The sequence below is a fragment of the Streptococcus sp. HCA-5024 genome (genome assembly GCF_037890265.1).
In the GTDB taxonomy this organism is placed as follows: Bacteria; Bacillota; Bacilli; order Lactobacillales; family Streptococcaceae; genus Streptococcus; species Streptococcus lingualis.
Window position 1 is genome coordinate 511,267 of record NZ_JBBKBR010000001.1, and the last position, 25,943, is coordinate 537,209.

Annotated in this window: 21 protein-coding genes; 5 read left to right on the forward strand and 16 right to left on the reverse strand. The window is 43.3% G+C overall.

Translation table 11 applies throughout. From position 1 onward, the window contains the following. Positions 1 to 61: 61 nt before the first annotated feature. Both WKT08_RS02585 and WKT08_RS02590 read right to left on the reverse strand, forming a co-directional pair. Positions 62 to 517: a SprT family protein gene (locus WKT08_RS02585; protein WP_340279784.1), complete on the reverse strand. Its 456-nt coding sequence runs from the start codon at positions 515 to 517 to the stop codon at positions 62 to 64. Further along, the gene (locus WKT08_RS02590) at positions 504 to 2,660 is read right to left on the reverse strand and encodes a Tex family protein (protein WP_445330254.1); all 2,157 of its coding nucleotides are present in this window, start codon (positions 2,658 to 2,660) and stop codon (positions 504 to 506) included. The genes WKT08_RS02585 and WKT08_RS02590 overlap by 14 nt, the downstream gene beginning before the upstream one ends. A 148-nt stretch (positions 2,661 to 2,808) precedes the next feature. On the opposite strand from WKT08_RS02590, the gene WKT08_RS02595 reads away from it, so the two are divergent. From WKT08_RS02595 to zwf, 4 genes are all read left to right on the forward strand, one after another. Further along, the gene (locus WKT08_RS02595; RefSeq protein ID WP_173018773.1) at positions 2,809 to 2,958 is read left to right on the forward strand and encodes an SPJ_0845 family protein; all 150 of its coding nucleotides are present in this window, start codon (positions 2,809 to 2,811) and stop codon (positions 2,956 to 2,958) included. After that, the gene (locus WKT08_RS02600; RefSeq protein WP_340279790.1) at positions 2,958 to 3,863 is read left to right on the forward strand and encodes a permease; all 906 of its coding nucleotides are present in this window, start codon (positions 2,958 to 2,960) and stop codon (positions 3,861 to 3,863) included. Before WKT08_RS02595 ends, WKT08_RS02600 begins: the two co-directional genes overlap by 1 nt. Next, entirely contained in the window at positions 3,860 to 4,675 is an 816-nt protein-coding gene (locus WKT08_RS02605; protein WP_003015619.1) for a TIGR03943 family putative permease subunit, read from the forward strand. Before WKT08_RS02600 ends, WKT08_RS02605 begins: the two co-directional genes overlap by 4 nt. A 204-nt stretch (positions 4,676 to 4,879) precedes the next feature. Then, positions 4,880 to 6,346, forward strand: a complete 1,467-nt coding sequence (gene zwf / locus WKT08_RS02610) for a glucose-6-phosphate dehydrogenase (RefSeq protein ID WP_340279792.1) — start codon at positions 4,880 to 4,882, stop codon at positions 6,344 to 6,346. Between the two features lie 90 nt (positions 6,347 to 6,436). On the opposite strand, the gene ftsY is transcribed toward zwf, so the two are convergent. The 10 genes from ftsY to yycF all read right to left on the reverse strand — a co-directional run bounded on the left by ftsY (position 6,437) and on the right by yycF (position 18,293). Next, positions 6,437 to 8,095, reverse strand: a complete 1,659-nt coding sequence (ftsY, locus tag WKT08_RS02615) for a signal recognition particle-docking protein FtsY (protein ID WP_031573946.1) — start codon at positions 8,093 to 8,095, stop codon at positions 6,437 to 6,439. Next, positions 8,096 to 8,917 carry a Cof-type HAD-IIB family hydrolase gene (locus WKT08_RS02620; protein ID WP_031573944.1) on the reverse strand — a complete coding sequence of 274 codons (822 nt, stop codon included), beginning with the start codon at positions 8,915 to 8,917 and terminating at the stop codon, positions 8,096 to 8,098. It lies immediately after the preceding gene. After that, a complete protein-coding gene (locus WKT08_RS02625; RefSeq protein ID WP_024054730.1) occupies positions 8,914 to 9,720 on the reverse strand; it encodes a Cof-type HAD-IIB family hydrolase in 807 nt (268 codons plus the stop codon). Before WKT08_RS02625 ends, WKT08_RS02620 begins: the two co-directional genes overlap by 4 nt. After that, a complete protein-coding gene (gene smc / locus WKT08_RS02630; RefSeq protein WP_340279797.1) occupies positions 9,710 to 13,246 on the reverse strand; it encodes a chromosome segregation protein SMC in 3,537 nt (1,178 codons plus the stop codon). Before smc ends, WKT08_RS02625 begins: the two co-directional genes overlap by 11 nt. Beyond that, positions 13,237 to 13,938, reverse strand: coding sequence for a ribonuclease III (rnc, locus tag WKT08_RS02635; RefSeq protein WP_340279799.1), 702 nt, complete (start codon positions 13,936 to 13,938; stop codon positions 13,237 to 13,239). The genes smc and rnc overlap by 10 nt, the downstream gene beginning before the upstream one ends. Positions 13,939 to 14,037: 99 nt before the next feature. Continuing rightward, a complete protein-coding gene (locus WKT08_RS02640) occupies positions 14,038 to 14,424 on the reverse strand; it encodes a YbaN family protein (RefSeq protein ID WP_340279801.1) in 387 nt (128 codons plus the stop codon). A 33-nt stretch (positions 14,425 to 14,457) separates the two neighbouring features. Further along, complete coding sequence (locus tag WKT08_RS02645) at positions 14,458 to 15,003, reverse strand: hypothetical protein (protein WP_254732944.1); 546 nt, start codon at positions 15,001 to 15,003, stop codon at positions 14,458 to 14,460. A gap of 426 nt (positions 15,004 to 15,429) precedes the next feature. After that, complete coding sequence (locus tag WKT08_RS02650) at positions 15,430 to 16,239, reverse strand: MBL fold metallo-hydrolase (protein ID WP_023918725.1); 810 nt, start codon at positions 16,237 to 16,239, stop codon at positions 15,430 to 15,432. A gap of 7 nt (positions 16,240 to 16,246) precedes the next feature. Next, positions 16,247 to 17,599, reverse strand: a complete 1,353-nt coding sequence (vicK, locus tag WKT08_RS02655; protein ID WP_023918726.1) for a cell wall metabolism sensor histidine kinase VicK — start codon at positions 17,597 to 17,599, stop codon at positions 16,247 to 16,249. Next, positions 17,592 to 18,293, reverse strand: a complete 702-nt coding sequence (gene yycF / locus WKT08_RS02660; protein WP_024054739.1) for a response regulator YycF — start codon at positions 18,291 to 18,293, stop codon at positions 17,592 to 17,594. Before yycF ends, vicK begins: the two co-directional genes overlap by 8 nt. A 500-nt stretch (positions 18,294 to 18,793) precedes the next feature. Between yycF and WKT08_RS02665 the strand changes: the two genes are divergently transcribed. Next, on the forward strand, positions 18,794 to 19,843 hold the full coding sequence (locus WKT08_RS02665; RefSeq protein ID WP_340279808.1) for a DUF389 domain-containing protein: 1,050 nt from the start codon (positions 18,794 to 18,796) through the stop codon (positions 19,841 to 19,843). 211 nt (positions 19,844 to 20,054) lie between these two features. On the opposite strand, the gene thrS is transcribed toward WKT08_RS02665, so the two are convergent. The 4 genes from thrS to ccpA form a co-directional block, all read right to left on the reverse strand. Continuing rightward, complete coding sequence (gene thrS / locus WKT08_RS02670; RefSeq protein WP_340279810.1) at positions 20,055 to 21,998, reverse strand: threonine--tRNA ligase; 1,944 nt, start codon at positions 21,996 to 21,998, stop codon at positions 20,055 to 20,057. 353 nt (positions 21,999 to 22,351) lie between these two features. After that, complete coding sequence (locus WKT08_RS02675) at positions 22,352 to 23,674, reverse strand: glycosyltransferase family 4 protein (protein ID WP_340279812.1); 1,323 nt, start codon at positions 23,672 to 23,674, stop codon at positions 22,352 to 22,354. A 1-nt stretch (position 23,675) separates the two neighbouring features. After that, entirely contained in the window at positions 23,676 to 24,674 is a 999-nt protein-coding gene (locus tag WKT08_RS02680; protein ID WP_003008161.1) for a glycosyltransferase family 4 protein, read from the reverse strand. 141 nt (positions 24,675 to 24,815) lie between these two features. After that, a complete protein-coding gene (gene ccpA, locus WKT08_RS02685) occupies positions 24,816 to 25,820 on the reverse strand; it encodes a catabolite control protein A (protein ID WP_021153619.1) in 1,005 nt (334 codons plus the stop codon). Positions 25,821 to 25,943: the final 123 nt, after the last annotated feature.

Sequence of the window (25,943 nt, forward strand, 5' to 3'; positions counted from 1 at the left end):
TTCTAGTTAGACCTATTTTAGCAGAGTCGAATTGGAAAGAGATCCGCCTAAAGACCGATTCTTACCCTTGTCTCATTTCAAGGAATTGCAGGCGGCTGTGACAGCGACCGCAGGCATATTTCTTCAGATCGATTTTTCGCTTTCGTCTATACTCTTGGCCACAATGGGGACATTGATAGAGATAGATCCGCTTGACTCGCCCAGCTCTATCTGGAAGAGGAGGTGTGAAACGAAGACCGTCCACTTGCTGGAGGAGTTGCTTAAAGTCTAGATCTTTGTGGCAATAGCCTTTACCTTGCTCGTAAAGATGGTAGTGGCAGAGCTCGTGGCGGACGATTTTGCGAAAGACCTCTAACCCGAAAGCTTGGTATATTTTCGGATTAAAATCAAGGTGTCGATCCTTGGGAAAGAAACGACCTCCAGTGGTTTGAAGACGTGAATTCCACTCTGCTTGATGACGGAATTCTCTCCCAAAATCTTCCAGGGATACTTGACGCACATACTCAGTCAGATTCATTCGGAGCTACCAAACTGAGATTGACTTTTTCGCGTTCCACATCAATCTTCTTTACCCAGACGGTTACCAAATCACCTACTGAGACGACCTGGCTTGGATGCTTAATAAACTGCTTGCTCATATGGGAGATATGAATCAAGCCATCTTCGTGAATGCCAATATCGACAAAGGCTCCAAAGTCAACCACATTGCGCACAACCCCTTCTAATTTTTGGCCTATATGGAGGTCTTTAATATCCAAGACATCCTGACGGAGCACGGGTGCATCAAAGGAATCCCGCAAATCGCGCCCTGGTTTTAGGAGATCGGCAATAATATCTTTCAGGGTTTCTGGTCCCAGATCCAGCTGAGTAGACATCTCCTTTATGTTCACAGCTTTTAATTTTTCCTGAGCGGATGCATCGAGTTCGGTAATTTCAAGAAGTTGAAAAAGTTTTTCAACTTCCTTGTAACTTTCAGGGTGAACGCCGGTATTGTCCAAGATGTTTTTACTTTCAGGGATGCGTAAGAATCCAGCAGCCTGCTCGAAAGCCTTGGCGCCGAGGCGAGGGACTTTTTTAATCTGTGCTCGTGAAAGAATCACTCCTTCTTCTTCCCGGTATTTCACAATATTTTCAGAGATGGTTTTATTGAGTCCTGCTACATGCGCTAAGAGAGAGGGACTAGCCGTATTGATATTAACCCCAACTTGGTTGACCACAGTATCTACCACGAAATCCAAGCTTTCTGTCAGTTTTTTCTGATTGACATCGTGCTGGTATTGACCCACACCGATAGATTTGGCATCGATTTTCACCAATTCTGCTAGCGGATCTTGCAAGCGGCGGGCAATGGAGATGGCCGAGCGTTTTTCAACGGTTAGCTCTGGGAACTCATGACGGGCCAACTCACTAGCTGAGTAGACAGAGGCTCCGCTTTCATTGACAATAACATAGCGAACTCCTGGATGGTCATGAATCACCTCTGCGACAAAGGCCTCACTTTCACGGCTGGCGGTTCCATTTCCAATCGCAATAATTTCTACTCCGAACTCCTTGATCAAGGAAGACAGTTCCTTTTTAGCCTGCTCGATCTGAGCTGGTTTTGCAGGAGCAACTGGATAGATGACCTGGGTGGCGAGCATCTTTCCTGTCTCATCGACAACGGCTAGTTTAGCACCGGTCCGAAAGGCTGGGTCAAATCCAAGGACCACGCGCCCTTTTAATGGAGGAATGAGCAATAGATTCCGTAGATTCTCAGAGAACAATTGAATGGCTCCGTCTTCTGCCACCTCCGTCAACTCTGTCCGAATCCGACGTTCAATCGCAGGAACGATTTTTTTCTTAACCGCTTGTTGAATAACCTCATCGACATAGGCATTTTTAGTTTTAAAACGAGCCTCAAAAATACGAATGATTCGATCCAGTTGGTGCTCGAATCCGACTTTGAGAACGCCCAATTTTTCCCCACGATTGAGAGCTAGAGTCCGGTAGCCTTGCATATTCTTGATCTTCTCAGAAAAATCATAATAGATTTCAAAGGTTCTCTTAGGATCTAAGCTTTCATCCTTCAAGGTTGACGTCATGAGGGAATGCCCATGAATTTCTTGATAGGTGAGGGCCCGTAATTGGGTATCCTCTGAAATAGCCTCTACCAGAATATCCACTGCACCAGCTAATGCTGCGGTTTCAGTTGGGAAGGCCTCGCAGGTAAATTTCCGAGCCTCTGCTTCCAAGTCTGGACTATTTTGCAAAATGAGACGTGCCAAGGGGAAAAGTCCTGCTTCTCGGGCAATCGTCGCCTTGGTCCGCCGTTTTTCCTTATAAGGGAGATAAAGCTCTTCGACATCCGCTAATTTTTCAGCAGCCTCAATAGCCTGCTTGAGCGCCTCTGTCAGTTTGCCTTGTTCCTCAATCTTAGCAAGGACGGTTTCCTTTCGTTCAGCTAGAGCCGTTAAGGATTTGTCCCGGTCAATAATGGCCTTGATCGCTACTTCATCTAAATTTCCCGTCATATCTTTTCGATAGCGGGCAATGAAGGGAATGGTTGAGCCTTCTGCGGTCAGACTCAATACGGTATCGATTTGTTTTAAGCTAACACCCAATTCTTGGGCTATTTTTTCATATTTATCCATAGCTTCTATTATAGCATATTTTGCTGACATCAAGGGGTGAGATCGCCTGTCCTGGTCTCTGTTTCAGGGATTTTTCATAGAATAATTTTGACCCTCTTGATCTTTCCTTTTATGCTCCATTTCCCCCTTGCTCTTTCCTTTTTGTTATAATGAAAGAAAATAAAAAGGAGGCCCAACAATGGCTATTAAATTCTCAAAAACAGATGATCTTGATAAAATGTTTGAAAACTTTGCAAGTTTTCCGGATGTAGAAAAGAAAGTAGAATTTCCTGAAGAAAAAAAGAAGGCAGAAACTGCTACAGCTAAAGAAGCAAAGAAGGTTAAGTAATGACATTCTTTCAACACCTTCCCTCTAGCGTCTTGCAGGCTGGGGCTATTTTTCTCTCGATTATTATCGAGGCCCTACCTTTTGTCCTAATCGGAAGTATCATTTCAGGGATTATTGAGGTCTATATCACCCCCGAGAGGGTCTACCGCTTTCTTCCTAAGAATAAATTTGGGCGGATCTTCTTTGGGACTTTTATCGGTTTTATCTTTCCTTCCTGTGAATGTGGGATTGTTCCCATTATCAATCGCTTTCTAGAAAAGAAAGTCCCAAGTTATACTGCTGTTCCCTTTCTGGTGACAGCACCGGTCATCAATCCTATCGTTCTCTTTGCGACCTACTCAGCCTTTGGGAATTCTGTCAAGATGGCCCTCTACCGCGCCCTTGGTTCCCTACTGGTCGCAACGGTACTAGGGATCTTTCTTGGTTTTATTCAGACAGATTCGATCCAAAAAGAACATCGTAAGGCTGTACATGAACATGATTTTAGGGACTTGAGCAAAGGTCAAAAGCTCTTCCAAGTCTTGGTGCAAGCCATTGATGAATTCTTTGATACAGGACGCTACTTGGTATTTGGTTGTCTCTTTGCCAGCCTCGTCCAAGTCTATGTCCCAACACGGATCCTCACTTCGATCAGTGCGACACCGGTTATTGCTATTCTCCTTCTCATGGTCTTGTCCTTTCTCCTCTCACTTTGTAGCGAGGCGGACGCCTTTGTTGGATCCTCTCTTCTAACAAGTTTTGGAGTAGCGCCTGTTCTTGCCTTTCTGGTGATTGGGCCTATGCTTGATGTCAAAAATCTCCTCATGATGAAAAATTATCTCAAGACCCGTTTTATCTGGCAATTTATCGGAATTGTGAGTGGAGTTGTGTTCCTTTATGCTTGGTTTGTGGGGGTAGTGCTATGATTCGTTTCTTGATATTAGCTGGCTATTTTGAGCTCACCATGTACCTGCAATTATCTGGTAAGCTCAATCAATACATCAACTTACACTATTCTTACTTGGCTTATATTTCCATGTTCTTGTCCTTTGTTTTAGCTCTTGTGCAGCTGATCATCTGGGTCAAGCAGATGAAGATCCACAGTCATCTCTCTGGCTTCTGGGCAAAAGTGGCGAGTATTTTCTTGCTCTGTATTCCTTTGTTTGTCGGGCTATTTTTCCCTACAGTGACACTGGATTCCCAAACAGTCTCTGCCAAAGGCTACCACTTCCCGGTTGCGGCTGGATCTTCCAAGGAAATCCAGCAGGACGAAGGGACAACAACCCAGTATCTCAAACCAGATACTAGTAGCTATTTTACCAAATCTGCCTATGAGTCAGAAATGAAGCAGGCGGCAAAGAAATATGTTGATAAAAAAGTGATTCAGGTGACCACTGAGAATTACATGGAAGTCATGGAAGTGATTTATGATTATCCTGACCAATTTGCAGGAAAGACGATCGAGCTGACCGGTTTTGTATACAATGATCCCAATAACAAGGACAGCCAATTTCTCTTTCGCTTTGGGATCATCCACTGTATCGCAGATTCCGGCGTCTACGGTCTCTTAACGACGGGTGCTCCGCAGCATTTCGAAAACAATACTTGGATCCATGCGAAAGGAACCTTGTCCATTGAATACCACAAGCAGCTCAAGCAAAGCTTGCCTGTTCTCCACATTAGCGATTGCCAGACCATTACGAAACCGGCTAATCCATATGTCTACCGCGTATTCTGATGGAGTCACCAAGTTTCTTCGGTAATCGATCCAAACAGCTTATAGCAATTGAAGCTAGAATCCACATTGGTTCTAGCTTTTTCTATGCTTTCCTCTCAAATCCTCTAATCCAAGCGGAAAATATTCGGAACAACGATTCCATCAAAGAAATCTTGTAGATTTTATGGTAAAATATGGTTAATAAAATAGGAAATAGGTACTTAAATGTCTTCAAAAGTTATTGTAACCATTTTCGGGGCCAGTGGAGATTTAGCCAAGCGCAAACTCTACCCATCCCTTTTTAGACTCTATAAATCAGGAAATCTATCTGAACACTTTGCGGTTATCGGAACAGCTCGCAGACCATGGAGCAAGGAGTACTTTGAATCAGTCGTGGTAGAATCCATCACAGATCTGGCAGATAGCCCACAACAAGCTCAAGAATTCGCTAGTCATTTCTACTACCAAAGCCACGATGTCAATGATACCGAACATTACATCGCCCTGCGCGAATTGCAAAACAGCTTGGATGAAAAATACCAAACAGAACACAACAAGGTCTTCTTCTTGTCCATGGCTCCTCAATTTTTTGGAACCATTGCCAAACACCTCAAATCAGAAGGCATTGTGGATGGACAAGGCTTTGAGCGCTTGATCGTTGAAAAACCTTTCGGTACAGACCTAGAAACGGCTAGTCAGCTCAACAAGGAATTGGAAGAAACCTTTGATGAAGAACAAATCTTCCGGATCGACCATTACCTTGGAAAAGAAATGATCCAAAATATCTTTGCCATTCGTTTCGGAAATCTTATATTTGATAATCTTTGGAACCGAGACTTTATTGACAATATCCAAATTACCTTTGCTGAACGCTTGGGGGTTGAAGAACGCGGTGGCTACTATGATCACTCAGGGGCCCTTCGGGACATGGTGCAAAACCATACCCTTCAGCTTTTGTCATTGCTTGCCATGGATAAACCAGCTACCTTTACTAAGGATGCGATTCGGGCTGAAAAAGTTAAAGTTTTTGAGCAATTGCACAATCCGACAGATGAGGAACTAAAGAAATTCTTTATCCGTGGTCAATACCATTCAGGTACGATCGAAGGGAAAAAAGATATCTCTTATCGCAGCGAGCCCAATGTCGACCCTGAGTCTACTACAGAGACCTATGCTTCTGGTACGTTCTTTGTTGATAGCGATCGCTTCCGCGGTGTGCCTTTCTTCTTCCGTACCGGAAAACGCTTGACGCAAAAAGGAACCATGGTCAATGTGGTCTTCAAGCAAACCGACTCCATCTTTGGACATAGCTTGCAACCAAATGTCTTGACAATTTATATCCAACCAAATGAAGGTTTCTCATTGAGCATCAACGGAAAAGAGGTCGGAGAAAAATTCAGTATCGCACCGATTTCCTTTGATTACGAAACAGATGCGACCGCAACTGGAGCTTCCCCAGAGCCTTATGAAAAATTAATTTTCGACGTTTTGAACAATGACTCAACCAATTACAGCCACTGGCACGAAGTCCGTGCTTCATGGCAATTGATTGACCGGATTGAAAAACTATGGGCCGAAAATGGAGCACCGCTCTATGAATACAAGTCTGGATCAATGGGACCAACTGCATCAGATGATCTCCTTGCAGAATACGGAGCCGAATGGGTTTGGAAACCTGAACCTAAGAATTAAGGAAAGCCACCTTCGGGTGGTTTTTTTGATAGTGCAAGGAAACAAAAAGACAAATTGTTCTTCAACAATTTGTCTTTTTCTATTTGACTCTTAAATCAAGCCCTCCAAGAGACCTCTCATGAAGTTTTCTGAGTGGAATGGTCCGATATCATCAATCTTTTCTCCGAATCCAATCAACTTCACTGGAATGTCCAACTCTTCACGGATCGCAAGGACGACCCCACCTCGAGCTGTTCCATCGATCTTGGTCAATACAATTCCTGTCACAGGTGTAATTTTTGAAAATTCTTTTGCTTGCACCAAGGCATTTTGACCGGTTGATGCATCGAGGGCCAGCAAGGTTTCATGCGGTGCATCAGGTACCACACGCTTGATAATGCGGCCGATTTTTTCAAGCTCGGCCATGAGGTTGTCCTTGTTTTGCAGACGCCCCGCCGTATCAATCATCAGAACATCGATGTTTTCAGCGATCGCGCGTTCCATTCCATCAAAGACGACGCTAGCAGGATCTGATTTTTCAGGACCTGTTACAACTGGAACATCTACACGGCGTCCCCATTCTGCCAGTTGAGCCACAGCTCCTGCACGGAAAGTATCTGCTGCAACCAACATTACTTTCTTGCCCTCTTGTTTGTAGCGGTGGGCTAACTTCCCGATAGAGGTTGTTTTACCAACTCCATTGACCCCAACAAAGAGCATGACCGTGAGACCATCTTGAAAACGAATGGCTTCATTAAATTGGCCATCCTTTTCATACAAGTCCACCAATTTTTCGATGATCACGCGCTTGAGAGCATCTGGTTTTTTGGCATTTTCCAAACGGGCTTCATAGCGCAACTCTTCGGTTAAATTAGAGGCCACTTGAACCCCAACGTCACTCATGATCAAGAGTTCTTCCAATTCCTCAAAGAATTCTTCATCGACTGAACGGAAATTGGCAAAGAAGGCATTGAGGCGTGCTCCAAATCCAGTCCGTGTCTTTTTCAAGCTACGATCGTATTTTTCCTGAATGGTTTCTTGCTGAGGCTTAACCTCGTCTGGAATTGGCTCTTCTGCCTCTTCAACAGTTCTTTCCTCAACGGCTGATGCAGCTTCTCCTTCCGGAAGTCTGGACTCAGCTTCTGCTACTTCTGAAGTTTCCTCCACTTGAGCAATCGCTTCTGATACTTCAGGTTCTGAAACCCCATCCTGAGCGTCTACTAGTTCTGGAACCTCCTCTTCTGTCGTGCTCCCTTCTACTAGCTCAGCTTCAGATGATGGAGAAGCAATCGGTGACTCTTCTTCCAGTTCTGAACCATTAGCGCCATCTGGTTCTTCAACGGTTTCAGTTACTTTCGCTTCAATTTTCACTTCTTCAAGAGGCTCAGTCTCCGTTTCATCAGCTAGTGGTGAAACTTCTTGAGGACTTGCTTCTGTTTGAGCAGGTTCAAAGGCAACTGGAGACTCCTCTACCGGTTCTTGAACTTCAGGAGTCTCTGAAGTTCCTATTTCTTCAACAAGAGGTTCCTCTGCCGGCTCTTCTTGAGCAACGGTTGAAACAGGTTGATGAGTGGCTGCAATTCGCGCTTTGAGCTCTTGGTAGTAAGCCTCCATATCAGCGATTTTTTGCTCTTCCTTGTCATTTTGGGTAGCCGTCGGCTCCTCTTTGACAGTTTCTTCAACCTCAGTACTTTCCGTCACTTCTTCCGAAGACGGAAGCACTTTTTCAGTTTCTTCTTTTTTTCCAAATAAACGATCAAATAATCCCATTTATTCACTCTCCTTTAGCACATAATTTTCAATCGCCCATGCGACGGCATCTTGGTCATTGGTCACAGGGGCCACAAGCGCTGCAACTTCCTTCACTGCTGGAATCGCATTGCCCATGGCAACCCCCAGTCCAGCCCATTGTATCATAGACAGGTCATTGGCTTCATCTCCACAGGCCATGACTTGATCTGCCTCAAGACCCAAAATAGAAGCCAGAGCTGCTAAGCCCGTTGCCTTGTGAACATTTTTAGGGCACCATTCCAGCAACATTTCCCGAGATTTAAAAATTTCATAGTCTTGAAATAACTCCGGCTTGATCTGCTTGATAGTTGCATCTAAAAAGTCTTGATCGACGGCTGTCACACACTTGTTGTAGGATATCGTGGATGGCAGGTCTTTAAAATCTGTCTCAATAAAGTTCAGGTAGGGATTGTAAAGGGAATAGAGAGACTTTCGATCTGCATGAATCTCATAAACCGTTCCCTCACTGATAGCATCTAGCGGAAGGCCGAGACGGGCTGTTTCATCATGAATGGTTGCGACATCTTCTGGTGCCAAGACAACTTTTGAGAGGATTTCTCCATTATTTCGTTGCACTAGACCACCGTTGAAGGTAATCGTATACTCTTCTTTGAGACCTGCTGTTCCCAATTCTTCTAAAAGAAAATCCATGGCTTTCAAGGGGCGACCAGTGGTTAGAACCACCTTGACACCTTGGGCCTGTGCAGCAGCGAGGGCTGCTCTATTGCGAGGGGAGATCTTTTTTTCTGAATTGAGAAGGGTCCCATCTAAATCCAGCGCAATCAAGGAAATCTTACTCATACAATTTCCTCCATGTAGCGTAGGACAGAACCCGTCGCATGGTGGCCGATAACTTTTTCAGCAATCGCTAAGATTTCAGGACGTGCATTTTCTGGCGCTACAGGATGGCCCACGACTTGCATCATATGGAGGTCATTTAGGTTATCTCCAAAAGCCATCACCTGATCCATCGAGATCCCTAGTTTATCCGCTAAGGCAGTAATGGCCACGCCCTTATCGACATAATCGAGGACAATATCAATTGATTCAAAACCTGTCGTCATCGCTTTGACACCGGGGATATTCTCAGTGACCCATTGCTCACCTTCAAGTACAAGAGCTGCATCAAAGTTGGTGGTCAATTTGAAGATTTCATCCTGAATATCTGCTAGGCTTTTCACTTTTTGAATGTTTTCATTGTAGTGCTGACTCAAGGCCAGATAGTCGGGATCTACTGTTTCCAAGACATAGCTCCCTTTTTTCCCAGTCAAAAGAAGCTTATTCGGGTCTGCATAAGGGGAGGATTTCAAAGCCTCAAAAACACCCAAATAAAAGTCTTTGGACATGGTCGCTTCGTAGAGATCTTCTCCATGAAATTCTACCACACTACCATTTTCAGCAATGAAAATCATCTGGTCCTCAAATCCTTTAAAGAGGGATTTGAGAGAAAGGAGGGCACGGCCACTCGCAGCAGCAAAATAAATGCCTTTTTCTTTGCAGCTTGCTAATACCTTGCGTAAAAGGTCTTGATCGTACTGATGTTGATCATTTAGAAAGGTTCCATCCATATCCGTAGCAATCAATTTAATATCATTATTCTTCATTTTCTAAGTCTTTCAATTTTACTGAGACGATTTTAGAAACCCCAGATTCCTGCATGGTCACCCCATAGATGGAATCTGCAGCCGACATAGTTCCCTTCCGGTGCGTCACGACAATAAATTGGCTTTCCTTATCAAAGCGGTTCAGATAATCCCCAAAGCGCTTAACATTAGCCTCATCTAGGGCAGCCTCTACCTCATCCAGAATGACAAATGGAATGGTCTTGACACGAATAATCGAGAACAAGAGGGCCAAGGCAGACAAGGCCTTTTCTCCACCACTCATGAGGTTTAAGGATTGGATCTTTTTACCAGGTGGCTGCACAGAAATCTCAACACCAGCTGTCAGAAGATCTGGCTCTGTCAGAATCAAATCAGCAGAACCCCCACCAAACATTTGACGGAAAGTGACTTTAAAGGATTCACGAATGGCTTCAAAAGTTGATTTAAAACGTTCCTTGACTTCGTCATTCATGTCGTTAATGGTAGACAGAAGCATATTTTTCGCAGCCAAGACATCCTCGCGCTGGCTGGAAAGGAAATCAAAGCGCCCCTTCACCTCATCGTACTGCTCGATCGCATCCACATTGACTGGACCAAGTGCCTTAATATCTTTTTCGATGCTCTTGAGCTGGTTTTCAGCTGCAGCAAGATTTTCAACAGGTTTGGCCTGCTCTTTGGCTTGGTCAAAGCTTTGCATGAATTCATCGGTAATTTGCGTTAAGAGCTTGTTCAAACGATCCGCATGCTTTTCACGTGTCGCTTCAGCCTTGGCTTGTTGACGAATCCACTCTTCGTTTTTCTTGCGCGCTTGTTCCATCTGTTCAGCAACATCTTCGGCCTGGCCTTCCAAATCATCCAGCTCAAAGCGTTTCCGAATGACTCCTTGTTCCAAGTCCGTTTTCTTGGCTTGTGCCTGTGCCAATTGATTGGCTAGTTGCTCCACATCCACCGTCTGAACTTGGGCCTCGCCTTGTTCAATCAGCAATTGTAACTGATGCTCTTCTACTTCCAACTGGGAGATCGTTTCTTCCAAGCGACGAGCATCTGTTTGCTCATAGCTTTGTTGGCTCTTACATTCCGTCTGTTGAAGTCGCAATTCTGCCAATTGCTCTTGCAGGTTTTGCACTTTTTGTTGCAGAACATCTTTGTCCGACTTCATGGTTTCAATGTCGCGATTCAAATTTTCTTTTTGAAGCTCAATTTTTGCCAATTGCTCAGTAAGGGATTCCAGCTCTTCTTGGAGAGACTGGGTCGCATCTGTTGCCAATTCTGACTTCAAAGCTTCTAAGAGTTCCTGAATTTCTTTCAGTTGCTCTTGGCTTTGTTGGTAGGCCAATTGGGCCCGCTGTTGCTCCAGACGCGCTTGCTCACCCTGGCTTTGAATAGAAGCCAAGTATTCTTGCGCCTGCTTGAGCAGATTGTCCTTGGCCTCAACCTCCTGCTCTGCTTCTCTTAAACGAGCATCCAGAGCTTGCATTTCCTGCTTCAAACTATCCAATTCTGGTTTGACAAAGACCGTATTTTGGGAGCGATTGGCACCACCGGCATACGATCCTCCGGTCCGCAATTCGGTCCCATCCAAGGTCACCATCCGAACTTGATAGTTGACTTTACGAGCCGCCTCACGCGCATGCTCCGTCGTGTCAAAGATGGCCGTTACGCCAAGCAGGTTTTGGAAAATCTGTTCAAACCGATGCTCATAGGTCACTAAGTCACTCGCAATTCCTAGAAATCCTGCACTGGCTTGAATCAATTCCAGATTCCGAGGGGATAGTTGACGGGCTTTGATGGTCGTTAGCGGAAGGAAAGTTGCCCGTCCCAAGCGATTGCGTTTCAAGAAATCGATCGCTCGCGTTGCAGCCTTTTCATCCTCGACAATGATCTGTTGGCTGCTAGCTCCCAGAGCAATTTCAAGCGCTGTCTGGTAGTCTTTTGAGAAACTCAAATTCTCACTAACAGCCCCACAGATGCCTCCTAACCGTTCTGCTTCTTGCAAAACGCTCTTGACGCCTGCATAGAAGTTACTATGATTCTTCTGAATAGCTTCCAAGCTATTAATCCGCGCCCGCTTATTCTTGCTCTCATCCATCAAGTCAAACATGGCCGCTTGAGCCTCTTGGTAGGCAGCTTTGGCCTGCTCCACTTTTACCAATTGCTCTTGGTATTCTGCTAATAGGCCTTTGACCGTCGCTTGTGCCTGATCCAACTCTTCCAATTGTCGGACTTCTTTTTCCTTGGCAGCTTCAAAGTTTGTTTGTGCTTTGGTCAAATCCTCTTGACGATGGCTTGATTCTTGCAGGAGTGCTTGGATCCGGCTCTCAATCGCTGTCCGCTCATTCGATTTTTCAGCCTCTGTCTGCAAGAGCGCGACATACTGCTCGCGTAGATGCTCAATGACTTGTTCCGGATCTTCCTCGTAGTTGGCTAATTCTTTTTCCAACTCTTCTTGTTGCTGACGGTTCTCTGTCAGTCTTTGTTGGAGCACAGCTAGCGTCTCTTGTTTTTGCGCCAGCTCTTGTTTCGCTTCTTCCAGACGGGCCAAAACAGCATCCAGCCGCTCAAGATTTTCCCTGCGACTATGGGCTGCTTGACTCGATTGCAACTTAGCTACTTCGATTTGCTTTTCCAAATCGCTGATCAAACGAGTAACCTCAAGCAAGCTGGCCTGGTCCTCAGCTAAACTCTCATCCAAATGATGGCGGGCTTTCTTGATACGTACATTATCTTCTTCTAAGACCTGACGACGTTGGTAATAAGAAGCCAACTGTTCTTGAATGGCCTTTTCTTCTTGATCAGCCTTTTCATAAAGGTCCTTTGTCAAATCGACTTGAGCAACTAAAACATCCAGCAAGAGAACCTGCCGTTCTTGGTCTAATTCCAAGAAACGGCGAGCGACAGTCGCTTGCTTTTCAAGAGGTTGGATTTGTCCTTCTAATTCATAGAGGATATCCTCCAGACGGTCCAAATTCTCCTGGGTTTGGTTGAGTTTGGTCTCGGTTTCCTTGCGCCGCGTCTTAAATTTCAAGACACCTGCAGCTTCTTCAAAGATTGCCCGGCGTTCTTCCGGTTTGGAGTTAAAGATCTCCTCTACCCGACCTTGGGAGATAATGGAGAAAGAATCCCGTCCCAATCCCGTATCCATGAACAAATCATGAACATCTCTGAGACGTACTTTCTTGCCATCGATCTTGTACTCGCTGTCTCCTGAACGATAAATATGCCGTTCGACACGAATTTCTTTCCCTGCCTGTTGGATAAAACCATCTTGGTTATCTAAGACAACTGTGACACAGGCATAATTCAGCGGTTTTCGCGATTCTGTCCCTGCAAAAATGACATCGGGCATCTTGCCCCCACGTAGACTCTTGACACTGGATTCCCCCAGGGCCCAGCGCAAGCTCTCCGTGATATTTGATTTTCCAGATCCATTAGGCCCTACAACGGCAGTGACCCCTTTGTCAAATACGACTTTTGTCTTATCCGAAAAGGATTTAAAGCCTTGGATTTCAATCTCTTTTAGATACATGGGGAATCATTCCTCGTTTCAACTGCATTGCGGGCTGCTTCCTGCTCCGCTAATTTCTTGGAACGACCATGACCATGTCCCATCGTTTGACCGTTCACGAACACTTCTACTTCAAACTCTTTGGCATGAGCTGGACCGGACTCGCTGACCACTTGGTATTGGATCTCCACATCTCCGTGAACCTGTAACAATTCTTGCAGACGGGTCTTGTAGTCAATGACTTGAGAAAATTGACCCGTTTCAACCTTTGGAATCATGACCTGATAGATGAAGCGTTTGACTGCTTCCACTCCTTGATCCAATAAAAGAGCACCTAAAAAGGCTTCAAATAAATCGCCAAGAATCGTATCGCGGTCCCGACCACCAGATTTTTCTTCGCCCTTGCCTAGTTTGATATAACGATCAAATTGGCAATCCCGAGAAAAACCAGCCAGACTTTCTTCACGAACAATCATAGAACGGAATTTAGACAAATCTCCCTCAGGTCTGTTGGGGTGTTCCTTATACAAATATTCGGAAATAACTAATTGAAGAACAGCGTCTCCTAAAAATTCCAAACGTTCGTTATGTGAAATTTTTAAGAGGCGGTGCTCATTGGCATAAGAGGTGTGCGTAAAAGCTGTATCTAATAAACTGGTATCTGAAAAAACGATCTGAAACCGTTCCGATAACAGGGCTTGTAATTTCTCCATGGGAAGCCTACTTTCTAATAAATTCATACTCTTAAGTATACCAAAAAAGAAGCACGAACGCACTTCTTTTCCTAGTTCTAGGGCCTGAATTCTCCAATTTTAATCAGGATTTTCTTCTGTTGGATTTTCAGGCTTATTAGGGATCACTTTTAAGAGATAATAGGTGATAAAAATCGTCAAAGCCCCTAGAGCAAGCTTCACCCAAATAATCGGTGCCAGAAAGAGCGAAATCCCCATCAGAATGTAGATCTGAAGAAGGATCCATTTCTTCCGTTCTTTGGCAATCGATTTGGTCTCTCGGTAATCCGCTACATAGGTTTGATAAATCTTGGTTTGGTAGAGCCACTCTTCAAAGCGTTTGGAACTTTTAGCAAAGCAAGCCATCGATAGCAATAAAAAGGGAGTCGTCGGTAAAATCGGTAAAGGAATCCCAATAATTCCTAATCCCAAAGACACAAAACCAATCGTAAGATAAACAAGGCGCATTTACTTCTCCTTTGTATGATTCATTTTTTGCTATCACTCTACAGCGTTCACATCTGACATTTGAAGCTTCATCTTAGATGGGTCTGACATTCCATCGACAATCTTCATTTGCTCCTCGTTCAATGGTAATAATATCATAGTTGCTGTATGAGAGGGTAATTCACCACTATCTTTGATGAAATAGCTAACCTTTTGATTCTCAAAAATAGTCTTGCTATCATAAGACCACGTAATTGAAAAATTTAAATCTTTCTTGATATCTACATCTGTCTTATTGACCAGCATGAGTGCAGCTCTTCCTTCAGAAATAGCTCCCGTGAAGTAGAGCGCCATATTACCTTCACTTCCGAGTTCAGGATGGTCCTTGACCAATTTTTTTCCTAACTCAATTAGCTCAGATGTTTTACCTTCATACTGAGGTGCTACTACAAATTTCAAACCTTTTTCTTCTTTAGAAGACTCTGATACTTTTGTTTCCTTCATCGTTTGATTGGAAGTTGACTCTTTCGTATCTTGCTTAGACTGACTACAAGCAGTTAAAGCAACCAAACTAGCCAGTAATAACATCATTTTTTTCATTTATTATCTCTCCTCTACTCTCGTGACTCTCACTCAGAATTCATTCTTTCCTATCATACACGAATTTTGGGTAAAGAGCAAATTCATTACTAACTATCTAGATTTTCAACAGCAATCAAAAAACCACCCACGGGTGGTTCTATAATGTAGACAAACTATTTTAAAGTAAAATAAATTAAGCGATTCTGATGAGAAATAATAATGAGTTCCAATTTTTAGATTGAATCAAGATAAAACCGAAACTTTCCGCCGTGAGTAAAGTGCCTGAAACAATAACGTTTCAGGTACTCGGAATTATTGAGACCTTAGGCTCAATAATTAGTCATGGAACTTCGTAGAAGTTCGCTGACGTCCGTACTCACCTAAGGAAAGTTTTCAAGTTGAATTGGTCTTCAATTTAAAACCACCCGCAGGTGGTTTTCCATCTTATATCTTCGTCAAAGGGGTCGCGGTATCTGGCGAGGTATCTAGCACCTCAAAATCATGGCCAACAGCTAGATCTGCTCGAGCCAGTTGATTCTCCATGGTCATATGGGCCAATTCTTTGATATTGTTCTCTTTTGACAAATGTCCCAAATAAATCTTCTTGGTACGATTTCCCAAGGTTCGGATCATGGCATCTGCACCGTCTTCGTTAGAAAGGTGGCCTAGGTCTGACAAGATCCGCTGCTTCAAGCGCCAAGCATACGAACCTGCTCGAAGGATCTCTACATCATGGTTGGACTCAATCAGATAGCCATCCGCATCCGCGACGATACCTGCCAAGCGATCACTCACATAGCCCGTATCCGTTAGCATGACGAAGCTCTTGCCATCCTTCATAAAGCGATAGAATTGAGGGGCAGCAGCATCGTGACTGACCCCAAAACTTTCGATATCAATATCGCCAAATGTCTTGGTCTTCCCCATTTCAAAAATGTGCTTTTGAGCATCATCGACCTTTCCTAGATACTTGGTGCCTTCCATAGCCTTCCAAGTTGCTTCATTAGCATATAGATCCATGCCATATTTCCGCGCTAAAACACCCACACCATGGATATGGTCTGAGTGTTCGTGCGTAATCAAAATGGCATCTAAGTCTTCTGGTTTGCGATCAATTTCAGCCAATAGTCCCGTAATCTTTTTCCCAGATAACCCTGCATCAATAAGCAGTTTTTTCTTTGGCGTCTCAAGGTAGAAAGAATTCCCACTAGAACCTGAAGCTAAAATACTGTACTTAAATCCCTCTTCTGTCATTGACTCCTTATTCTTCCTCTTCTGTATCCCAGTCGTCTTTAATAGCGTCTTTGTCGTACGGCAAGACAATGGTAAAGGTAGATCCCTTGCCATATTCACTCTTGGCCCAAATAAAGCCTTTGTGTTGCTTAACGATCTCCTTAGCAATGGCTAAGCCCAGACCAGTCCCACCTTGGGCCCGGCTACGTGCCTTATCCACTCGGTAAAAGCGATCAAAAATGCGAGGCAAGTCTTTCTTTGGAATCCCCAAGCCCTCATCTGAGATGGAGATAATCAACTGGGCATCTGTCGTTTTCATCCCTACCTTGATCTTTCCACCATCAGGTGAGTACTTGATGGCATTGTTCAAGATATTGTCGATCACCTGGGTCATTTTATCCGTATCAATTTCAACCCAGATCGGGGTGATCGGGTATTCCCGGATCAGTTCATACTTCTTAGTATCTTCTTGCGATTGACTCTTGATCTTATCAAACCGGTTTAAAATAAAGGTGATAAAGGCCGTAAAGTTGGTCAACTCGATGTCCAACTGACTGGTTTCATTATCGATTCGTGACAAGCTCAATAGATCTGTGACCATGCGCATCATGCGGTTGGTTTCATTGAGCGAAACCTTGACAAAATCTGGTGCTACCGGCTCTGACAAAGCGCCATCGTCCAGGGCTTCCAGATAGGATTTCACACTGGTCAAAGGTGTCCGTAATTCATGGCTCACATTGGAGACAAAGAGGCGACGTTCCCGCTCTTCCTTGTCCTGCTCCGTCGTATCATGCAAGACAGCTACCAGCCCAGAGATAAAACCTGACTCGCGACGAATCAAGGCAAAGCGCACACGAAGACTTAAGTATTCCCCATTTTCATCCTGGGAATCGATGGTCAACTCTGGTACTTCTGTAATCAAGCTGCGCAGATCATACTCGTCTCCAATCGAAAGCAAATCCAGAATACTGGTATTGAGCACCTCATCTGGATTGACATTCAATTGCTTGGCGGCCATTTCATTGACCATGATGATCTGACCACGTCTATTGGTCGCAAGCACCCCATCTGTCATGTAAGAAAGGATACTGGTCAAACGCTTGGTTTCTTGTTCCAAGTTTTCATGCGTCAGGCGAATAACCTCAGACAGATCATTGATACTATTGGTCATATCTGTCAGTTCTGGACTCCCTTGCATGTCGACCACTTCAGAATAGTCCCCTGCAATCAGATCCTTAATTTTGGCGTTTAATTGTCTGAGCTTGATATTGTCCCTACGGTTTTCTAGCAAAAGCAAGGCTACCACAATGATAAACCCAACCGTAATCAGAACAAAGACAAAGTTCGACGACATTACAAATTGTTTTAGTTGATCAATCATTGTTTCTCATATAATATCCAACACCACGACGGGTTAAGATATATTCTGGACGTCCTGGTGTGTCCTCGATTTTTTCACGCAAACGACGAACCGTCACGTCCACTGTCCGAACATCACCAAAGTAATCATAGCCCCACACCGTCTCAAGAAGGTGCTCACGGGTCATCACTTGACCGACATGGGTCGCAAGGTGATAGAGCAATTCAAATTCGCGATGGGTCAAGTCCAATTCTTTGTTGCCTTTTTGAACCAAGAAAGCATCTGGAAGAATGTGAAGATCACCAATGACAATTTCCGTATCGGCATCATTTTCAAGCTGAGGATCCGCCGCAAACTCAGAACGACGCAACAAGGCTTTCACACGCGCTTGCAATTCCCGATTCGAGAAGGGTTTGGTTACATAGTCATCCGCACCGATTTCAAGCCCGATGACCTTATCAAATTCCGTATCCTTGGCAGATAGGACAATGATCGGCACATTACTGGTCTTACGAATCGTACGCGCCACTTCCAAACCATCAATCTCTGGCAACATCAAATCTAGAATAATAATATCCGGATTTTCAGCCGCAAAGACCTCTAAAGCTTCCCGACCATCAAAGGCTGTCAATACCTCATAGCCTTCTTTTGCCATGTTAAATTTGATAATATCTGAAATTGGTTTTTCATCATCAACTACTAATATTTTTTTCATCTTACATACCTGTTTCTAATGCTACTTTTCCTTATCAATCTCTATCTTCTTATTATATCAAACTTATGAAGAAATGTGGAGTCTCAATTGCTGGACTTTCCAATAAGACAAAGCAAAAAGATTTAGATCATGACATCTCAATCTTTTCTTTTTGCATTATTTTGAAACACGGGATTTGTTGGAGATATCAGCTAGGATTGCTGCTACATACTCATCATGTTTAAACATTAAAACGGTATCTACTTTCAGAGGAGATATCGTTTTTCTTCTTCGGATAAGGATACAAAAATTTCTGCCTTCACTATCTTTTAAATTGATTGAGTTCTTCAGAGAAAGACTGTAAACTTTTTGATATAATATCAAGGATGGACTGATGGATATTTAAAAAATTATGTTCAAAAGAATGACAGGTGAGAATTAAAAATATGTAAGATTGGACAGAGGTCTCTCTACCATCGTCTATGCAGAAACAAGATTATATGAAATAAAAGGAGTAACCAATGACCGGAAACTATTCAACACGTGAATACCGTGAAAAATTATATGATGATCTTCATGTTCGATTAAGAGATACTGCAATTTTAATGTGTGCGATTTTTATTGCCTCTATAGGTCTAAATATGAATTCAACAGCTGTTATTATTGGAGCCATGCTGATTTCCCCTCTTATGACACCGATTGTTGGACTGGGATTCGGTTTGGCTATTTTTGATACGCGTTTAATCAAGCAATCTCTAGAGGTTTTATTTACTCAAGTATTGGTCAGTTTGCTTGTCTCGACTCTGTATTTCTGGATTTCTCCCTTATCTTATGCAAGTAGCGAGTTGATTGCACGAACCTCTCCAACAATTTGGGATGTTCTCATTGCTATTGCTGGTGGGATAGCAGGTGTAATTGGTTCAAGGAAAAAAGAAGCAAACAATATCGTGCCTGGCGTAGCCATTGCAACAGCTCTGATGCCACCTATCTGTACTGCAGGCTATGGTTTAGCTAATGGAAATGTGCGATTTTTATTCGGGGCTCTCTATCTTTTCTTGATTAACTGTGTCTTTATCATGCTAACCAATATTGTTGGAACAAGAATTTTAATGAGAAAATCTCCTTTAAGTTCATTTAAAGAGCTAAACATTAAAATGAGAATTGGGCTGATATCCTTGATTGTATTATTGGTTCTTCCAGCCAGCTATTCAGCAATCACTCTGACGATGGATCAAGCACGAAAAGAAGGGATTAAACAGTTTGTAGGCAAAGAGTTCTCTAATCATACGATCATTAATCAAGTCTACAAGTCAAGTAGCAATGAATTAGTCTTGACAGTTGTTGGAGATCCGATTTCAGAAGAAGAATTAGAAACAATTCGCCAAAAGCAAGCCTCTTACGGTATTCAATCTGTTCAATTGAAAGTCAATCAAGTCCATAATTCGACAAAATTAGATAGTGAGATGACCAAGGAATTTTATGAAACCATTAACAAGTATATCGATCAAAAACTCTCTGAAAAAGATTCTCAAAAAGATCTCGTAAAAGAAAATGAAGCAGACAAGGATTGAGGATATTGACCTTATCTAACTCGAGGAAGCAAATCTTGGGAGGATATCCTATATCCAAAAGTTAATGGGTAGAAAGGATTGTTGATGAGGATACTATTTGTGGTGGTTTAGCAGATCACTACTAGCTCAGCTTAATCAAAATGTAAAAAAGCAACAACTATTTCAGTTGTTGCTTTTTAGGTAGCTGAGATTTTGTTCTAGGTTAAATGGTTTATTTCTCAACACGGGATTTATTTGTAATATCTGTAAGAATTAATTCTACAAATGCATCCACTGACATGGTTTCTGTTTCTTTTTGACCATAACGACGTACGTTTACAGCCTTGTCTTCCATTTCCTTGTCCCCAACGATCAATTGGTAAGGAATCTTTTGAGTTTGAGAAGCACGGATCTTGAACTGCATTTTTTCATTACGTTCATCCACATCGGCACGAACACCACGGTCACGAAGCTTCTTAGCTACTTCCCAAGCGTAGTCCACGTGTTTTTCATTCGATACTGGGATAAGGGTTACTTGGTGAGGAGCAAGCCAGGTTGGGAAAGCTCCCTTGTAGTTTTCAATCAAGATCGCAGTAAAGCGTTCCATCGTTGAGATAACCCCACGGTGGATCATGACTGGACGGTGTTCTTCTCCGTCTGCTCCGATGTAATGAAGATCAAAGCGTTCTGGAAGCAAGAAGTCCAATTGGATAGTTGAAAGAGTTTCTTCTTTACCAAGAGCTGTTTTCACTTGGATATCCAATTTTGGTCCGTAGAAGGCTGCTTCTCCTTCAGCTTCATAGTACTCAACACCCATATCATCAACGGCTGCTTTCAACATGCGTTGCGCATTTTCCCACATTTCATCGTTGTCAAAGTATTTGTGTTTGTCTTCAGGATCACGATAAGACAAGCGGAAACGGTAATCCGTCAAGTTAAAGTCTTCATACACATCGATGATCAATTGAAGGATCTTCTTGAATTCTTCCTCGATTTGTTCTGGAGCCACAAAAGTATGACCATCATTCAGAGACATTTCACGGACACGTTGCAAACCAGTCAGAGCACCAGATTTTTCATAACGGTGCATCATACCAATTTCAGCGATACGGATTGGCAATTCACGGTAAGAATGCACATGGTGTTTGTAGACTTCAATGTGGTGAGGGCAGTTCATTGGACGAAGAACAAACTCTTCTCCATCCCCCATATCCATTGGTGGGAACATGTCTTCGCGGTAGTGATCCCAGTGACCTGAAGTTTTATAAAGTTCTACAGAAGCAATTGGTGGAGTGTAGACGTGTTGGTAGCCTGCTGCTACTTCTTTATCAACGATGTAGCGTTCCAACTCACGACGGATGGTCGCACCATTTGGCAACCAGAATGGAAGACCTTGACCAACTTCTTGAGAAATCATGAAGAGGTCAAGCTCTTTACCAAGTTTACGGTGGTCACGTTCCTTAGCTTCTTCACGCATTTGAAGATAGTTCTTCAAGTCTTTCTTGTCAAACCAAGCAGTACCATAGATCCGTTGCATCATCGCGTTGTCGCTATTACCACGCCAGTAAGCACCAGCAACGTTAAGAAGGTGGAAGATTTGGATGCGACCAGTTGATGGGACGTGTGGGCCACGGCAAAGGTCTACATACTCACCTTGACGGTAGATGGTCAAACCACCTTCGTCTTCTGAGTGCTCTTCAATCAATTCCAATTTGTATGGATCGTTTTTGAAGATTTCACGCGCTTGGTCTTTGGTCACTTCTTCACGGATTGATGGGAAGTTTTCCTTCACGATTTTCTTCATTTCTTCTTCGATACGAGGAAGGTCTTCGTTAGAGATTTGACCAGCTTGGTTGTCTGTATCGTAGTAGAAACCATCTTCGATCGCTGGACCGACACCCAAGTGGATATCTGGGAAGAGGCGACGAGCTGCTTGAGCGAACAAGTGAGCCGCTGAGTGACGCAAGATTGGAAGAGCGTCTTCGTGATCAGGTGTCACGATTTCAATGCTTCCATCTTCAGTGATGGCACGAGTTGTGTCAATCAATTTGCCGTTGAATTTACCAGCAAGGGCTTTTTTAGCCAAAGAATTGCTGATAGATTGGGCAATTTCAAAAGTAGTAACGCCAGATTCGAATTCACGAACAGCGCCATCTGGGAAAGTAATCTTAATCATGATTTTCTCCTTATAAAGTTTTTAGTAGCTAAATGGGTGGGAGGTGTCTTTGAACATTGGAATCATCTCTCCTTTTGATTTCCTCATTAAGAAATCAAAAAAGCGACCTCCTCGAAAGGACGTCGCAACGTGGTTCCACCTTCATTTATGTTCCTCAAAAAAGAGGGACACCTCTGATTGGCTCTAACGTAGCCACCGTTTTATGTTTGCATAAAAGAATCACGAGTAGTCCCAAACCTATCCTCTACGCGATTTCCAGCCCCACGCGCTCTCTATCAGATTTCCTAGATTTGATATGTCTCTGTCAGTTATTATAGCACGATTGAAAAATTTTGCAAGAAAAAGTTTCATTTTCAATCAAAGAAATGCGTGATTTTACGGATTTTCTTTACTTGTTTGACCGAAGCCTTCATCATCTTCACAGATCCATTGACCGGAAGAGCAATCACCTTGGTCGGGATTTTCACAATGGTCTTAGACATCCGCTTGACCCGACTTTGTTCAGGATTCAAATCATTTGAAAAGTCTTTCGAGATGATTTTATCCAGGTAAAATTCGTAGACCCGACGGCCAAAGGTTGCTGCAGAAATATCATCAATCTTTTCTGCCCACTTGGTCTCATCGATTGCAGGCATTTCGTCAATTGCTTCAAGAATCGCTTGTGCCAGATCACTCTCTTCATAAAAGAGCTTTCCAAACATAGGGTCATCAATTACATGATCGAGATAAGGATTGCCATGAGCGATAATCGGGGTGCCACTCGCAATGCTCTCTAAATAGGTCAACCCTTGTGTCTCACTCGTTGAAGCTGAAATAAAGAAGTCAGCCGCCTTATAGTAGAGAGCTGTCTCATTGGGTGGGATCATCCCTGTAAAGACAACTGCATCTGAAATTCCCAGTTTCGCCGCTTGTTTTTTCAAATCATCCAAATAAGGACCATCTCCAGCCACGATCAACTTGACTTTTTGATTGACCTTGAGGACAGCAGGAAGGGCCGTGATAACAGCCTGAATATTCTTTTCATAAGAAACCCGCGACAGGCTCAATAAAAGCGTTTCATCTTCTGCGACTTCATATTTTTCACGAAGAGCAGCTGTCTCTGTCGGAGTGATTTCCGGTCGGTCAAACTTGGCCAAATCAATCCCTGTCGGAATAATGCGTTTTTCTGCCTTGACCTTGTATTTTTGGAGCAAGTCATAAACGATCTCACTAGGACAGATCACGCCATCCAGATCATTCATATAACTTCTCACAATGTATTTGACCATACTTGGTCGAATGACCATGCCTCTCGCAATATAGCGGACATAGTCCTCATACTGGGTATGGTAGGTATGAATGACTGGAATCCGCAACTCGCGTCCAATCCACACTCCCAAAAGGCCCAGTGAAAACTCAGTCTGGGTATGGATAATATCCAGCTGGTATTGCTTGGCAATGGCAAGCGCCTTTGAGAAGCCACGATAAGCAACGCGGCGGTCCTTAAAGGCGAAGAAAGGCACACTTGGAATCCGAATGATCTGCCAATCTTCATAGCGGTTGACATCTTTATCCGTTGTCGTAAAGATAAAGACCGTGTGACCCAATTTTTCTAATTCTGTTTTGAGCGTCCGAATACTGGTCGCCACTCCCGAAACTTGCGGGAAATAGGTATCTGTAAATAACCCTACACGCATCTTACATCTCCAAAACTGTTTGATAGGCTTCGACCAATTGATAAGCCACTAAGTCGATCGAACGACTTTCAGCAACCTTGTAGCCCGCCTCCCGCTTATCTACTTGACCGTTCAAGACCTTGTTTAAGGAATCCACAAATTCGTCTACATTATGGCACAATTCAGAAGACGTCTCGTCGATCCAGCCATTGTATACTGGAATATCCCGCAAGACCGTGTGCTGATGACTGGCCAAGGCTTCTAAAACAACGATTCCTTCTGTTTCCTCATAAGATGGGAAGAAGAAAGCATCTGAACCCGTCATAGCCCCTTGGAAGACCGCTCCCTTGAAATAGCCAGGAAATTCCACATTACTCGGATGATCCTTTTCCACGATACGACGAATCTTACGCGGAATGATCCATTTGTTGATCGAACCTAGCCAAATAAAGCGCACATCCGGCATGCGACGGGCCACTTCTACGAAATCTTCAATCCCTTTGCGTTTAAAATAAAGCCCCGCACAGATGACAACCTTTTGGCCTTCTTGGATATTAAAATGCTTGCGGAAGACCTCTTCTTTTTTCGGATCCTTCTTGTATTTTTCCAAATCAATTCCATTGGAAACCGCGATAATCGGTGTAGTCACCCCATAAGACTGAATCAGGTGTTTGGAATACTCAGATGGCGTGATCACATAGTCTGCCTTTTGGTACATGTGAGCCAAATATTTCCCAAATAAGGGCGCAAAAAAGTTAGACCCGATAAAGGAATTTTCAAAATCCTCACGGGTTGAATGGCCATGCATGATGACTTTCTTTCCACGACGCTTTGCTGCATGGAGCAAAAGGAAACTCCGTGGGCCATAGGTATTGATATGCACCACATCATAATCTCCTAAAATATCTGTCGTATACGGAATCCCAGCCAAATCAAGCGCATGCATTTGGTGCTGCAAGGCTCGACCAATTCCTGATTTTTGTAATACGGATTTTCCTTCTAGATACAGTAAAACTTTCATACCTTCTATTATACCGAAATAAAGAGTGCCCAGCAAGTCTCTACCTGTTTCTAGTATAAAAAAGAGGCTAGAACAGTTTTGTTCTAGCCTATCAGACTAGTAGACACGTCTTCCCAAGTCGAGACTCTAGTCTACTAATCCTTATTTTTTCGTCGTTCCACGTTGGTTGATCGTATGAGACAACAACACTTCGCGTTCTTCCAACTCTTCTTTGTGCATGATCTTGGTCAACATACGCATACTAATCGCACCAAGGTCATACAAGGGTTGCCCAATTGTTGATAGATTTGGACGCGTGTAACGTGTTACTTGTGAATCATCACTAGTAATGATTTCAAAGTCTTCTGGTACTTTGATACCGTGATCAGACAAGCCGTTCAAGAGACCTGCAGCCAATTCATCACCTGTCACAAAAGCAGCTGTTGCTTTTGACGCAATGATGCGTTCTGCCAAGTTGTAACCTTCATCGTAACGGTACTTGGATTCAAACACAAGTCCTTCGCTATAGCTCAATTTTTTCGCTTTCAAAGCTTCTTTGTAGCCTGTCAAACGAATTTTTCCATTGATATCATCCACCAATGGGCCACTTACAAAAGCAATTTTCTTGTTGTGTTTTGCCAACTGTGTAACAGCATCAACGGTTGCTTGCTTGTAGTCAATATTGACACTTGGTAATTGGTGTTCAACATCCACTGTCCCAGCAAGGACAACTGGCGTCCGAGAGCGTGAAAATTCTGAGCGAATCTTTTCTGTCAAATGATAGCCCATGAAAATGATCCCATCCACTTGTTTTGAAAAGAGGTTGTTTACTACTGAAACTTCTTTGTCATCGTCTTCATCGCTATTTGCAAGGACGATGTTGTACTTGTACATTTCAGCAATGTCATCGATCCCCTTAGCCAAGGTAGAGAAATAGCTGTTGGTAATGTTTGGAATCACAACACCGACTGTTGTGGTTTTCTTGCTGGCAAGACCACGTGCAACAGCATTTGGACGGTAATCCAAGCGTTCGATCACTTCTAATACTTTTTTACGTGTATTTTCTTTAACGTTCTTATTTCCATTCACTACACGACTAACGGTTGCCATTGAAACCCCTGCTTCACGGGCGACATCATAAATCGTTACTGTATCGTCTGTATTCATAAGATTTCCTTTCATTATTGAAAATTTCGTTTTCACTCTCTAATTAATCCTATTTTATCATGGATTGTAAACACTTTCAAGTATTTTGGTAAAATTTTGTAAACTCTTGCTTTTTTGGGGAAA